The organism is Roseateles saccharophilus (assembly GCF_031458095.1).
Lineage (GTDB): Bacteria > Pseudomonadota > Gammaproteobacteria > Burkholderiales > Burkholderiaceae_C > Pelomonas > Pelomonas saccharophila_A.
This window is the reverse complement of the sequence record NZ_JAVDXU010000001.1, coordinates 495,037-508,273: the sequence shown is the minus strand read 5'-3', so window position 1 is coordinate 508,273 and position 13,237 is coordinate 495,037. Positions and strand designations below refer to the sequence as shown.

The 13,237-nt window shown below is 68.9% G+C and carries 16 protein-coding genes; 2 read left to right on the top strand and 14 right to left on the bottom strand.

Annotated features, from left to right (window positions below):
- Positions 1 to 42: 42 nt before the first annotated feature.
- Both J2X20_RS02130 and J2X20_RS02125 read left to right on the top strand, forming a co-directional pair.
- Entirely contained in the window at positions 43 to 618 is a 576-nt protein-coding gene (locus tag J2X20_RS02130) for a sigma-70 family RNA polymerase sigma factor (RefSeq protein WP_310260197.1), read from the top strand.
- The gene (locus J2X20_RS02125; RefSeq protein WP_310260194.1) at positions 615 to 1,334 is read left to right on the top strand and encodes an anti-sigma factor; all 720 of its coding nucleotides are present in this window, start codon (positions 615 to 617) and stop codon (positions 1,332 to 1,334) included. Before J2X20_RS02130 ends, J2X20_RS02125 begins: the two co-directional genes overlap by 4 nt.
- Before the next feature lie 9 nt (positions 1,335 to 1,343).
- Here the strand turns inward: J2X20_RS02125 and J2X20_RS02120 are convergent, their stop codons facing one another.
- The 14 genes from J2X20_RS02120 to J2X20_RS02055 form a co-directional block, all read right to left on the bottom strand.
- Positions 1,344 to 2,249, bottom strand: coding sequence for an ACP S-malonyltransferase (locus tag J2X20_RS02120; protein WP_310260192.1), 906 nt, complete (start codon positions 2,247 to 2,249; stop codon positions 1,344 to 1,346).
- Positions 2,250 to 3,080 carry a triphosphoribosyl-dephospho-CoA synthase gene (locus tag J2X20_RS02115; protein WP_310260190.1) on the bottom strand — a complete coding sequence of 277 codons (831 nt, stop codon included), beginning with the start codon at positions 3,078 to 3,080 and terminating at the stop codon, positions 2,250 to 2,252.
- Positions 3,077 to 3,712, bottom strand: coding sequence for a malonate decarboxylase holo-[acyl-carrier-protein] synthase (mdcG, locus tag J2X20_RS02110; RefSeq protein WP_310260187.1), 636 nt, complete (start codon positions 3,710 to 3,712; stop codon positions 3,077 to 3,079). Before mdcG ends, J2X20_RS02115 begins: the two co-directional genes overlap by 4 nt.
- Positions 3,713 to 3,716: 4 nt before the next feature.
- Complete coding sequence (locus J2X20_RS02105; protein ID WP_310260184.1) at positions 3,717 to 4,418, bottom strand: biotin-independent malonate decarboxylase subunit gamma; 702 nt, start codon at positions 4,416 to 4,418, stop codon at positions 3,717 to 3,719.
- Positions 4,418 to 5,278 (bottom strand): biotin-independent malonate decarboxylase subunit beta, encoded by an 861-nt coding sequence (locus J2X20_RS02100; protein WP_310265075.1) that lies wholly within the window; start codon positions 5,276 to 5,278, stop codon positions 4,418 to 4,420. Before J2X20_RS02100 ends, J2X20_RS02105 begins: the two co-directional genes overlap by 1 nt.
- Positions 5,278 to 5,595, bottom strand: coding sequence for a malonate decarboxylase acyl carrier protein (gene mdcC, locus J2X20_RS02095; protein ID WP_310260181.1), 318 nt, complete (start codon positions 5,593 to 5,595; stop codon positions 5,278 to 5,280). Before mdcC ends, J2X20_RS02100 begins: the two co-directional genes overlap by 1 nt.
- Positions 5,596 to 5,606: 11 nt before the next feature.
- On the bottom strand, positions 5,607 to 7,271 hold the full coding sequence (gene mdcA / locus J2X20_RS02090; protein ID WP_310260178.1) for a malonate decarboxylase subunit alpha: 1,665 nt from the start codon (positions 7,269 to 7,271) through the stop codon (positions 5,607 to 5,609).
- Positions 7,272 to 7,281: 10 nt separating this feature from the next.
- Positions 7,282 to 8,643: a TRAP transporter large permease gene (locus J2X20_RS02085; protein WP_310260175.1), complete on the bottom strand. Its 1,362-nt coding sequence runs from the start codon at positions 8,641 to 8,643 to the stop codon at positions 7,282 to 7,284.
- Positions 8,640 to 9,215 carry a TRAP transporter small permease gene (locus J2X20_RS02080; protein WP_310260172.1) on the bottom strand — a complete coding sequence of 192 codons (576 nt, stop codon included), beginning with the start codon at positions 9,213 to 9,215 and terminating at the stop codon, positions 8,640 to 8,642. The genes J2X20_RS02085 and J2X20_RS02080 overlap by 4 nt, the downstream gene beginning before the upstream one ends.
- A gap of 7 nt (positions 9,216 to 9,222) precedes the next feature.
- Positions 9,223 to 10,233, bottom strand: a complete 1,011-nt coding sequence (gene dctP / locus J2X20_RS02075; protein WP_310260169.1) for a TRAP transporter substrate-binding protein DctP — start codon at positions 10,231 to 10,233, stop codon at positions 9,223 to 9,225.
- A gap of 117 nt (positions 10,234 to 10,350) precedes the next feature.
- Entirely contained in the window at positions 10,351 to 11,268 is a 918-nt protein-coding gene (locus J2X20_RS02070; protein ID WP_310260166.1) for a LysR substrate-binding domain-containing protein, read from the bottom strand.
- A 38-nt stretch (positions 11,269 to 11,306) separates the two neighbouring features.
- Entirely contained in the window at positions 11,307 to 11,885 is a 579-nt protein-coding gene (locus tag J2X20_RS02065) for a DUF4337 domain-containing protein (protein WP_310260163.1), read from the bottom strand.
- Positions 11,886 to 11,889: 4 nt separating this feature from the next.
- Positions 11,890 to 12,384 carry a dihydrofolate reductase gene (locus J2X20_RS02060; protein ID WP_310260159.1) on the bottom strand — a complete coding sequence of 165 codons (495 nt, stop codon included), beginning with the start codon at positions 12,382 to 12,384 and terminating at the stop codon, positions 11,890 to 11,892.
- Positions 12,381 to 13,196, bottom strand: coding sequence for a thymidylate synthase (locus J2X20_RS02055; RefSeq protein WP_409034126.1), 816 nt, complete (start codon positions 13,194 to 13,196; stop codon positions 12,381 to 12,383). Before J2X20_RS02055 ends, J2X20_RS02060 begins: the two co-directional genes overlap by 4 nt.
- Between the last annotated feature and the right edge of the window lie 41 nt (positions 13,197 to 13,237).

The following is a 13,237-nucleotide window of genomic DNA, read 5'->3' as shown; positions in this document are numbered from 1 at the left end:
TGAACTCTTCCATGTCCATCCACCCACGCGTCAACCGTCGATATGGCCACCGCTGAGGACCTGCCGGCCCTGATGGCGCGCGTGGCGCTGGGCGATCGCGCCGCCTTCGAGCGCGTCTACCGCGCCACCTGCGCCCATCTCTATTCGATTGCCTTGCGCACGCTGAGGAACGAGCAGAAGGCCGATGAGATCCTTCAGGAGGCTTATGTGAACATCTGGCGCCAGGCCGCGACCTTTGATGCCCGGGCAGGAACGCCGATGACGTGGATGATCAATGTCGTGCGCAACAAGGCCATTGACGCGGTGCGCTCACGACGCACCGAGTCGGCGGCCACCGTGGAGCTCGATGACGCCGCCGATGAGCTTCCCGCAGACGCCGCGGGCGAGCCGGGAGAGCTGCTGGAGAACAGCCTGGCGAAGGCCCGCGTCCAGGCCTGCATGGCGGGCCTGCCGTCTTCGCAGCGGCAGGCGCTTGCGCTGGCCTATTACCGAGGCCTGGTGCACACCGATATCGCCGCCGCGATGAATGCGCCGCTGGGCACGGCCAAGGGGTGGGTGCGCCGTGGTCTCGAGCAACTGCGCGCCTGCCTGGAAGCCGTGGGAATGAGGCAAGCATGAACTACCTGCGGCCAGAGCTGCTGGACCAGCTCGCGCGTGAGTACGTCCTGGGCACGCTGGCGGGCGGAGCGCGCCGGCGCTTCGAGGCCATCGCCCGTGACGCCGCCGAGGCAAGGCAGGCGATCCTTGCATGGCAGGAAAGACTGGCCGTCCTGGAGCTGTCCCATGTCCCTGTGCAGCCGCCGGTGGGCAACTGGGCGGGCATCGAGCGGCGCCTGTTCGGCAAGCCCGCGCGCAGTGCCTCCTGGTGGCAGGCCGTCGGCAGCTGGTTTCCTGGCCGCGCGCTCGGTGGCGTTGCCGCAGGTGTTCTCGTGGCCGTGCTGACGCTCAGGTCCGCGCCCGAGTGGGCCGGGCTGGAGGAGCGCTCGGAAGCCCTGCCGCAAAGCTATGTCGGCCTTCTCCACGACGCACAGGACAAGCCAGCGCTGCTCGCCAGTTCGCGGCGGCATGGCAGGCAATTGACGCTGAAGGTGCTGGCGCCCCTCAGCGTCCCTCCCGGGATGGTGGCGCGGCTGTGGGCCGTCCCCAAGACCGGAGCACCCTTCCTGCTGGGAACCTTGCCGGCCCAGGGGTCGACGTCGATCGACATGCCCGACACCTCGGAGCGCCTGCTCTTCAACGTGCCGCGCCTGGGCGTGACGGTGGAGAGCGCCGATGTCGCTGCGACTGCTCCGGGGGCGTTCGTGCTGACCGGCAGTTGCGTCAAGCTCTGGTGAGGAACCCGCTCAGCCGAGCTGCCGCTGCACCCAGTCCAACACGCCCTCGGGGCCCTGGAACTCGTCGATGGACCGCACCGGGATGTCGGGGTGGCGCTCCCGCCACATCGAGGCCAGCGCGGCGCCGGGGCCGACTTCCAGCACGCAACGGACTCCGCGCTCGGCAATGCTGTCCATGCAATCGTCCCAGCGCACCGTGTTGGCAATCTGGCCCACGAGGGCGGATGCGAGTGCAGCGGGGCTTCGGCTGGCGGTGCCGGTGAAGTTGCAGACCACGGCAGCGCGGGGCGGGTGCAGGTCGATGCCGGCCAGTCGTCGGGCGAATGCCGGCGCCGCGGCAGACATGGCCGGCGTATGCGAGGCGATGGCGATGGGCAGGCGCGTGCAGCGCAGGCCGGCGGCCGACCAGCGGGCTGCACTGGCGTCGAGCTGGGCCGCAGTGCCGCCGACGATGACGCGTTCGGCGCTGATGCGGATGGCGATCGCCAACGACGCCTCGGCCAGGCGCAAGGCGCTCGGGCCCTGCACGGCGAGCAGTCCGGTGTGCTGGCCGGCCACGCTGTCGTTCATGGCCTGGGCGCGTACCGCCGCGAGATCGAGAGCGCTGGTCGCGTCGAACACGCCGGCCGCTGCAAAGGCGGCCAGTTCACCGACGCTGTAGCCGGCCACCACAGCCGGCGGCGGCAGCCGCGCCGCCAGCACCTGCCAGGCCGCGATGCTGATGCCCGTCAGCAGCCTCTGGGCCACCCCGTTGGCATGCATCCAGGCCGGTTCGCTGAGGTTCTCGCGCCAGTCCGGCCCCAGATGCCGGGCCATTGCCTCCAAGACGGGCCTGGCCTCGGGCTGGGCCTCCAGCCAGGGCAGCATCTGCGGGTGCTGTGCGCCCTGGCCGGGAAAGAGCAGGGCCAGGCCCATTCAGGACGCCAGGCGTTCCAGCCAGCAGGCCGCCGCGAGGGTATCGGCGGCGCCACCGGGCGACAGATGGCGGCGCACGAACTCGGCGGCTATGGCCACAGCTGCTTCGACGCCTTGAGATGCACCACCCGCGGCGAGGAAGCCTCGGGCGCTGGCCTGGGCGAAGCGCAGCCCCTCGAGGCCGCCGCGGTGGGCCAGGTTGCTGTCGTCCAGCACGGCCATGACGGCAAACAAGGTGTCGAGGCGCGCTGCGGTCGTGCACAGGCCGCGTGCGCGGGCTGTGCGCAGGGCCGGCTCAGCCGTCTCGAACAGCGTCGGGAAGCCCAGTGCGGCCTCGGCCGAGGCGCTGCGCAGATGGAAGCGGCGTGCGGCCAGGCCGCCGGGCAGGGTGGAGGGGCGGTGCGCGCGTGCGCTCAGCGCCACGCCCCAGCGCGCCAGCAGCGTCTGACGGATCAGGGCTGGCGTGGGGCGCTGGCCGAGCGCGCCGGCTGCCGCGCACAGCAGGCCGAGCATGAAGATGGCGCCGCGATGGGTGTTGATGCCGCCGGTGGCCGCCAGCATGCGGGCTTCGGCGGCAATGCCGCACTGCTCCAGCGCCTCGAAGGGCGCGCCCGCGGCACCGAGCTCGGCGATGCGCACGAAATAGCTGCGCAGCGCCAGCAGACTGCGCATGAAGGTCTGCGCGTCCATGTCGGCATGGCTGCCGCGGTCGGTCAGCGTGACCAGGCCGGGCTTGGGGGACAACGCGAGTTCGTCATAGAGGGCCAGCGTGGCGGCGCGGCCGATCTGCTGCGCCGTCGGCGCGGCCGGGACGGATGCGAGAGCTCTCATGCCAGGGCTTCCAACGAAGCGCCGTGAAGCCTCTTCACGAGCAGGGCCTGGGCACGGCCGCCGCGCCAGGCCAGCCATTCCCGCCAGGCGACGGCGGCGTCGCCGGCAAAGACCAGCTCGCCGTCCAGGCGCCGCGACGGCGAAGCGAAGGCGTTCAGGGCCGCAGACACCGCGTCGGCCTGTGCCTCGCCGTCGACGCCGACCCAGACGTCGAGGTCGGAACCCTCGCGCACATGCTGCAGGCCCGTCAGATGCTGCCAGCCCTGGCTGCCGTAGACGCGCGCCGTTGCGCCACAGGCCTGCAAGGCCAGGGCGAGCTGGCGGGTCGGTGCGCGGGCGCTTTGCGGCAGTTGCGTGACAACCTGGTCCAGGCGCGGGAATTCGTCGAAATACAGCACCTCGCTGCGCTCGACGCTCAGCGCGATCCGTCGATGGTTCCAGCGTCGCGGCGCGCACAGGCCGACCGCAATGTGTTCGTCGTCGTCGCGTTGGCGCGTGACGACGACAGGCAGGCCCTGCTCGGCCCAGTGACGCAGGCAGTCCTGCGCCTGGGCATCCCAGGCCCCGCTGCGCAGCCGCTGCCAGCCTGCGGGCGTCAGCCGGGCGAGCTGGTGGCGGTGCAGAGCCGTCATGGCCTCAGGCGGCATCCAGCACGCGCTGCACGACGCTGGCGGCCAGGCGGCGCCCGCCGCGCGCGGCGCCGTCCTCGGCACGGCGGTCCTCGGTCGGCGCATCGGCCAGCGCCTCGCGCAGGGCCTGGGCCAGGTCGCCCTGCCAGAGCCGGCGCACGCCGCCCATGGCCACATAGTTGCCGACACCCGGCGCGAATACCGGGTTGGACTCGGACAGCTGGGCCAACAGCGCCTCGGGCAGCTTGGTGACGCGCGCCATGGCCGGCAGGCGCATGACGCGGATCTCGGCCTCGGGCAGGGCGTCGCAGGCGTCGGCGATGAGGCCGGAGGTGATGAAACCGCCGGACAGCGCCTGGTCGTAGACGAGGCCGATGACGCGGTGGCCGCGGCGGCGGGCGAGGTCGATGCACATGCCCAGGTGAGCCATGGCGCGGTTGATGCCAAGCAGCTCGTCGCGGCGGCGCAGCTGCTGGCCCTGGGTGTCGATCAGCAGCAGGATGGCTCTGCCCGGGTGCTGGGCGATGGTGTCGAGCACGGCGCGGGCCTGCACCAGCGCGAGCTGCACGCCGATGGGTGCGTGATCAGTGGTGCCGATGACGGTCAGCGGCTGGCCGTCGAACTCGACCTCGCCGCGCAGGCAGTCGCCGTCGCGCGTGATGCCGTGATCGGCGCCAAAGAGCCGGGTTGCCAGGGTCTGCCAGTCCATCAGTGGGCTCCCAGGGCCAGCACGCCGGCCACGTCGAGGTCGGGCACCTGTGCCGCGTCGGGCACGCCCAGCGTGGACCACAGCGCGATGGCCTCGGCGCCGTCAAAGTCCAGGCGAGCGGCCAGGCGCGCGTGCTCGGCCTCCAGCGCCTCCAGCGTGACCGGCCGTGCGGCATCCAGAGCCGCGATGGCCGCTGCGCGGAAGGCCGTCACGTCGTCCTCGACGAGGACATCGCAATCGCCGCTCAGCCAGCGATGCTTGCCGCCCGTGGTGCGCCAGACCAGCGCCCGGTCGCGCGAATCGAATTCCTCGACGCCATGCGAGGCCTCGATGACCTCGGGGCCGGACATGGCCAGGCGTCCGATATCGCTCATGACGATGTGGTCGGCGCAGCGCGCGACGATGCCCATGCCGCCGAAACAGCCATTGGCCCCGCCGATCAGCACGATGACCGGGATGCCGGCGGCGCGCACGTCGAGCAGGGCGCGCATGACCTCGGAGACGGCGATGAGGCCGGCGTTGGCTTCATGCAGGCGCACGCCGCCGGACTCGGCCAGCAGCAGCACGGCGCGCGGCCTGTCGCGCAGCGCGCGCTTGAAGAGGCCGACGAGCTTGGCGCCATGCACCTCGCCGACGCCGCCGCCCATGAACTGGCCTTCCTGCGCGGCGACGAAGATCTCGCTGCCAGCCAGCGTTGCGCGGCCAATGGCCACGCCGTCGTCGAAAGAGGAGGGCACGCCCAACTGGGCGAGATGGGGGCTGGTCAAGCGCATCGCGGGCGGCAGCCACTCATGGAAGCTGCCCGCATCGACGACTCCAGCCAGGCGCTCGCGCGCCGAGCATTCGGCATAGGAGATGATCATGGCTGCAGCTCCTGGGCGGCCTGGTCCAGCCGCAGGCTGACGACGGCCGGCGTGGCGCCCATGTCGTGGATGGACAGCCACACGCCGGCGAGTTGGTGGCGCTGGTGGAAGTCGCTGACGACGGCCGACCAGATGGCGCCGAAGCCGCGGGCCGAGGTTTCGATGTGGATGCGGCAGTCGCTGCCGGCCGCGGGTTCCAGCAGCACTTCCAGGTTGCCGGAGCCGACGACGCCGACCAGCACGGGCATGAAGCTGCCGGCCGGACGCGTGCCGGTGAAGCTGTAGTCCAGGATTTCGAGGCCAGGGGTGGTCATCTTGTCCGTCCTCACCAGTTGCGGAAACGCTTGGGCGGGCTGTAGAGGCCGCCGGAGGCTCGCACGAGGTCGCGCATGCTGCGCGCTGCGAGCAGGTTGCGCGTGGCCTCGCGCGGGTCGATGCCGAGATCGGCCGGCCGCCTGATGACGCCGCGGTCGCGCAGGTTCTCGACCATGCGGGCATCCCGCGCCAGGCCCACCGCCGTGTAGCCGGCCACGCCGCGGATGGCCTGCTCGCGCTCCTCGTCGCTGCGGCACAGCAGCAGGTTGGCAATGCCTTCCTCGGTCAGGATGTGGCTCACGTCCTCGCCGTAGATCATGATGGGCGGCAGGGCCATGCCGGCCTGCTGCTGCAGCGTCCAGGCGTCCAGGCTTTCGACAAAGGCCGGCTGCATGTGCTCGCGGAAGGTCTCCACCATCTGCACGACCAGCTTCTGCCCGCGCGGTGTGCCGGCGGCGCCCTGGCGGCCGGCGCGAGCTTCTTCACCCGCCTTCAGCCAGGCCGGGCTGGCGTGGCGGCGGCCGCGGGCGTCGGCGCCCATATTGGGCGCGCCGCCAAAGCCAGTGATGCGGCCCAGCGTGGCGGTGGAGCTGTTGCCCTGCAGATCGATCTGCAGCGTCGAGCCGATGAAGAGGTCGCAGGCGTAATGGCCGGCGGCCTGGCAGAAGGCGCGGTTGCTGCGCAGGCTGCCATCGGCGCCGGTGAAGAAGATGTCCGAGCGGGCGCGGATGTAGTCCTCCATGCCCAGCTCGGAGCCGAAGGAGTGGATGGACTCGACCCAGCCGGCCTCGATGGCCGGGATCAGCGCCGGATGCGGGTTCAGCGCCCAGTGCTTGCAGATCTTGCCCTTCAGCCCCAGCGACTCGGCATAGGTGGGCAGCAGCAGCTCGATGGCCGCCGTGTCGAAGCCGATGCCGTGGTTGAGGCGCTGCACGCCGTACTCCGCATAGATGCCCTTGATGGCCATCATGGCCATCAGCACCTGGATCTCGCTGATCTGGGCCGGGTCGCGGGTGAAGAGCGGCTCGACGAGGTTGGGGCGGGGCGCCTTGACCACGAAGTCCACCCAGTCGGCCGGGATGTCGATGCGCGGCAGCACATCCACGATCTCGTTGACCTGGGCGATGACGATGCCGCCCGAGAAGGCCGTGGCCTCGACGATGGCCGGCGTGTCTTCGGTGTTGGGGCCCGTGTAGAGATTGCCTTGCGCGTCCGCGGCGTGCGCGGCGACCAGGGCCACCTTGGGCATCAGGTCGACGAAGTAGCGCGCGAAGAGTTCTAGGTAGGTGTGGATGGCGCCGATCTCGATGCCGCCGCTCGACACCAGCTTGGCCAGGCGTGCGCCCTGGGGGCCGGAGAAGCTGAAGTCGAGCCGCTTGGCGATGCCGCTCTCGAACACATCCAGGTGTTCCGGCAGGGCCAGCACCGACTGCACCATATGCAGGTCGCGCACGCGCTGCGGGTCGACCTGGGTCAGGGACTGCGCCAGGAAGTCGGCCTGCTTCTGGTTGTTGCCTTCCAGGCAGACGCGGTCGCCGGGTTGCAGCACGGCTTCGAGCAAGGGCACGATGGCTGCGGTGGCGACGTGCCGGCCCTTCACGCCAGCGACTTCGGCCGCCCTCGCGAGGCGCTCGCGGCGCTGGCGGTCGCGCAGATTCCAGGCGGGAGCGTTCATGGCCGGCTCCTCAATGCGCCTTGGCGGCGACACCCATGACCAGGTCGGGCAGACCCGTCGCGATGCCCGGGAAGATGCAGATCAGCAGCACCGCCAACAGCATCAGCACGACGAAGGGGAGAACGCCCCAGATGATGTCGCGCAGGTCGATGTCGGGCGCGATGTTCTTGATGACGAAGATGTTCAGCCCCACCGGCGGGTGGATGAGGCCGGTCTCCATGACGATGGTCATCAGGATGCCGAACCAGATCAGGTCGAAACCGGCGGCCTTCAGCGGCGGCAGGATGATGGGCGCCGTCATCAGGATGATGCTGACGGGCGGCAGGAAGAAGCCCAGCAGGATGACCATCAGCAGCACCGCGGCCAGCAGCACCCACTTGGACAGCTGCATGGCGACGATCCACTCCGCCGTCGCCTGGCTGATGTGCAGATAGCTCATCACGTAGGAGAACAGCAGCGACATGCCGATGATGAACATCAGCATGGTCGACTCCTTCAGCGTCGACTGCAGGATGGGTGCAACGTCCTTGGGCCGCCACACGCCGTAGATGACGGCGATCAGCGCCAGTGCCAGCAAGGCGCCCAGGCCGGCTGTCTCGGACGGCGTCGCGAAGCCGCCATACAGGGCCACCATGACGCCGATCAGCAGCAGCACGAAGGGCACGACGCGCGGCAGCATCTCGAACTTCTGGCGGTTGGTGAAGCTCTCGTTGGCCAGCAGGGCCGAGGCGGCGCCGCTGCGCTTGTACTCGGCCTCGGCCAGCGCGTATTCCTTGCGGTAGCGCAAGGCTGCATAGATGGCGAACAGCGCCACCAGCAGCACGCCCGGCATGATGCCGGCCAGGAAGAGCCGGCCCAGCGACTGCTCGGCCGCCACGGCGTACAGGATCATCGTGATGGACGGCGGCAGCAGGATGCCCAGGGTGCCGCCGGCCGCGATGATGCCGGCCGCAAAGCCGGGCGAGTAGCCGCGCTTGCGCATCTCGGGGATGCCGGCGCTGCCGATGGCCGAGCAGGTGGCGGGGCTGGAGCCGGCCATCGCCGCGAACAGCGCGCAGGCGAACACGTTGGCAATGCCCAGGCCGCCGGGGATGCGGCCCATCCAGACATGCATGGCCGCGTAAAGGTCCTGGCCCGCGCGCGATTTGCCGATGGCCGCGCCCTTCAGGATGAACAGCGGTATGGAAAGCAGCGTGATGCTGGCCATCTCCTCATAGACGTTCTGCGTGATGGTGTCGAGAGCCGAGGCCGGCATGAAGAGGGCCATGAACAGCACCGCAACGCTGCCGAGCGCGAACGCGATGGGCGCGCCCGAGAACATGAACAGCAGCGTGACGACGCCGAACAGCGAGCCGAGGACAAGCATGCTCATGCTGCTGCTCCTTGTGCAGGTTTGAAGAGGCCGTTGATGCGCGCGGTGAGCTGCACCAACAGCTGCAGGCTTAACAGCGTCATGCCCAGGGCCATCAGGCCGTAGGGAATCCACAGCGGCGGCGCCCAGGACGACGAGGTCGTCTGGCCCTCGGCCCAGGCCTCGTGGAAGAGGGTCCAGGACTTCCAGGCGAAGAAGGCGCAGAAGGCGGTGCACATCAGGTCCACGAGGGCCACGCGCAGGCGGTTGACGGAGCGCGGCAGCAGGCCGGCCATGGCCTCGATGCCGACATGGCCGCGCAGCGCCTGCACGAAGGCGCCGCACAGAAAGGTGGCGCCAACCAGGCAGAACACGGCGGCCTCGTCCTGCCAGTCGGTCGACGCCTTCATCACATAGCGCGACACGACGCTGTAGGTCAGCACGCAGGAGGCCACCAGCAGGGCCAGCATGCCGAGCACCACCATGGCGTGGTTGACGAAGTTCAAGGCCCGAGCGACGGGCCGCAGCAGCGCGGGTGTGTCGGGGTCGATACCGGCCACCACCGCCGGCTGCATTTCAAAACCGTGGCTCATGGCGGCCTCAGAGCAGCTTCTGCGCAGCCTTGAGGATGGCGGCGCAGGATTCGTTCTTCTCGCCGAAGTCCTTCCACGCCGTGTCGCGTGCGATGGCCTGCCACTTCTTCAGCGTCGGCTCGTCCATGTCATAGACCTTGGCGCCGGCCTTGGCATAGATGTCGGCGGCGGCCTTGTCGTCGGCCTTGGCGGCGTCGCGGGCAAAGACTTCCATCTCGGCGCCGACGGCCATGACGATGTCCTGCTGGGCCTTGGGCAGCTTGTTGAAGACCTCCTTGGAGATCATCAGCGGCTCGAACATGAACCAGTAGGTGCGCTGGCGGCCCGAGGTCAGGTGCTTGGCGATCTCCTCCAGCTTGAAGGAGATGAAGCTGGTGGACGAGGTCATGGCCGCGTCCATGGCGCCGGTCTGCATGGCGGCATAGATCTCGTTGGAGGGAAGCGTGATGACGGAGGCACCGGCCTGCTTCAACATCATGTCCATCTCGCGGCTGCCGCCGCGCACCTTCAGGCCCTTGGCGTCGTCGGGCGTCACCAGCGGGCGGGCGCGGCTGGCCACGCCGCCGGCCTGCCAGACCCAGCTGACGATGAGCACGCCCTTGTCGTCCAGCACTTTGGACAGCAGCTTGCCGACCTCGGCCGTCTTCCAGGCCGCGCCCTGCTCGTAGCTGGGCACCAGGGCCGGCATCAGGCCGGCATTGGTCTCGGCCACCTCGCCGCCGGCATAGGACAGCGGCACCAGGCTCATGTCCAGGGCGCCCTTGCGCAGGGCCGAGAACTGGGCATTGGTCTTCATCAAAGACGAGCCGGGATAGACCGAGGCCTTCAGCGCGCCGTTGCTGCGCTTCTCGACCTCGGCGGCGAACTTGCGGCACAGCCGGTCGCGGAAATCGCCTTGTTCCAGCGTGCCGCTGGGGAATTGGTGGGAGATCTTCAGGCTGCCGGCCTGGGCGAAGGCGGTGGGCCAGGCGGTTGCGGCGGCAGTCGCTGCCAGCCAGTCGCGTCGGGTCAGGGTCATGGGTGTCTCCAGAGTCCGCCTTGGATGGGCGGTATGCGGCCGCAGTGTGGGAGCGGCCCCTCTGACGATCAATCAACCTTGCCGGGCGATGTTTACGCCGGCCGCAAGGGTTGTGGGTTAACCCTGAAGTTCGGCGGCATGGCTGCGGCAGGCGGCCAGCAGCGACAGCAGATTGGGGTCGCGCTCCCGTGTGCGCAGGAAGCACACGCTGATCTTCTGCCGCATCTGCAAGCGCGGCTGCAGCGGCACGAGAACCACATTGCGTGGCAGCACGCCGCGGATACGACCCGGCAGCAGGGTGCAGCCGATGCCGCCGCCCACCAGATTCATCAGCGAGAAGATGTCGTTGGTGGTCATGACCACGTTGGGCTCGAAGCCGGCCACGCGGAAGGCGTCGACGAAGCGGTCGTGGGTCACATAGCCCTCGTTCAGCGACACGAAGCGCTCGTCGGCGCAGGCGCTGAGGTCGATCTCGGCCTGCCGGGCATGGGGCGACTCGGCCGGTGCGGCGAAGAAGATGTCATCCTCGAACAGCAGCTGTGACTCGACGTCGCTGGCGCCCTCGGGATGGCCCATGACGGTGGCGTCCACGCTGCCCTCGCGCAGCTTGCGCAGCAGATCGTTGTTGGAGCCCAGCACCAGTTCGGTCTGGATGTCGGGCTTGCGCAGGCGCAGGCCCATGATGAGGGCCGGCACGGTGACGCTGGTCAGCGAATACAGCGAGCCGATGCGGATGCGGTCGGCCGCGTAGCCGGCGATCTCGCGCGTGGCGCGGATGCCGTGAGACATGGTCTGCAAGACCTCGCGGGCCACGTCGGCCAGGGCATGCGCCGCGTCGGTGGGCTGCAGATTGCGGCCTTCGAGGCGGAACAGGCTGCAGCGCGTGCCCGTCTCCAGCGAATGCAGGGCGCGGTGCACGCTGACGGCGCTGATGCCCAGGCGCTCAGCCGCGCGCGCGAGGTTGCCGCTCTCCAGGAAGGCAAGCAGGATCTCCAGCTTGCGGAAAGTGATCTCTTCGTCGATGCGGTTGAGCATGGGCCCATCCTAGCGAGAGGACCCCCTGGCCGCTGCCGTCAGATATGCATCCAGGCCGCACCGCCCAGGGCCACGCCCACGAGGCCGGCGGCGATGGTCGCCCACTCCATCCAGCGCTTCTTGGTCAGCAGCGTGATGGCGGCCAGGGCGATGGAGACCTGCAGGGCCGTCGTCGCCTGGGCCCAGCGGTGATGCAGATGGATCTCCTCGGCGCTCATCTCGTCGAAATGCTTGGACTCTTCCTCCAGCTTCTCGGCGTTCGCCTTGATCTCGGCCTTTTCCTTCTCGTAGCGTGCAATCTTGTCGCGGTACTTGGCCTTCTGTTCCTCGTTGTTGCTGAGGTCCAGGGCCAGCTCGGACAGGTTCTGTTTGCTGCTCTTGGCCTGGTAGAAGGCCCACTGGTTGCTGGCCTCGGTCTTCTTGATGGCCGCGTCGTTCTTGTACAGCGCCGCGTTGACCTGGGTCACGCCGCCCGTGTAGGAGAAGAAGGCACCGACCGTGGCCAGGATGGCCGTGATGACGGCCAGCTTGCCGGCAAAGCCCTTGGGCTCGTGGTGGGCCGCATGCTCCAGCTCGTGCTCGTGGGGGCCGTGGACGTGGAAGCCTTTTCCGGACATGGTTTTATTCCTTGCGTAGGTAATCGACGAAATCGAAGCGCATGCCGTTGGCGCTGCTTCGCGTCGCGCGGCTGGCTTCGATGAATTGATCGCGCGGCCAGGCCGGGAAATGCCGGTCCGCATCGGGAAAGACGACATCCACCTCGGTCAGCGCCAGCCTGTCAGCGCGCGGCAAGGCCAGGGCGTAGATCTCGCCGCCGCCGATGACGCAGGTCTCGGGCTCGGCTGCGCAGGCGGCCAGGGCCGCTTCCAGGCTGGTGAAGACCTCGGCACCGGGCAGTTCGCTCACGCTGCGGCTGACGACGAGGTTGCGCCGGCCGGGCAGGGGGCGGAACCTGGCCGGGATCGAGTCCCAGGTGCGCCGGCCCATGACAACGGGCTTGCCGCTGGTGAGCGCCTTGAAGCGGGCCATGTCCTCGGGCAGATGCCAGAGCAGGGCGTTGTCGCGGCCAATGGCGCCGTCTTTCGCGACTGCCGCCACCAAAGTGATCCTGCTCATACCGCGACTGGCGCCTTGATGGCCGGATGCGGGTCGTAGCCGCTGAGCTCGAAGTCCTCGTACTCGTAGTCGAAGATGCTCGGTGGCCGGCGCTTGATGATCATGGTCGGATAGGGCCGCGGCTCGCGGGCCAGCTGGGTCTGCACCTGCTCGACGTGGTTGTCGTAGATGTGGCAGTCGCCGCCCGTCCAGATGAAGTCGCCCAGTTCCAGGTCGCACTGCTGGGCCAGCATCATGGTCAGCAGGGCGTAGCTGGCGATATTGAAGGGCACGCCCAGGAAGATATCCGCGCTGCGCTGGTAGAGCTGGCAGCTGAGCTTGCCGTCGGCCACGTAGAACTGGAAGAAGGCGTGGCAGGGCATCAGAGCCATCTTGGGCAGGTCGGCCACATTCCAGGCGCTGACGATGATGCGGCGCGAATCCGGGTTGGACTTCAGCGTCTTGACGACGTCGGCGATCTGGTCGATATGACCCCCATCCGGCGTCGGCCAGTTGCGCCACTGCACGCCATAGACCGGGCCGAGGTCGCCGTCCTCGCGCGCCCACTCGTTCCAGATCGTCACGCCGCGTTCCTGCAGCCACTTGACGTTGCTGTCGCCGCGCAGGAACCACAGCAGCTCCAGCACGATGGACTTCAGGTGCACTTTCTTGGTCGTCACCAGCGGGAAGCCCCGGGCCAGGTCAAAGCGCATCTGGTGGCCGAACACGCTGCGCGTGCCGGTGCCGGTGCGGTCGCTCTTTTGCACGCCATGCTCGAACACATGACGCATGAAGTCTTCGTATTGCTGCGGAGGGCGGGGCGGGATACTCATGGCCGCCATTGTCTCCGCTAGTCTCGCCTTCAACCGACGGC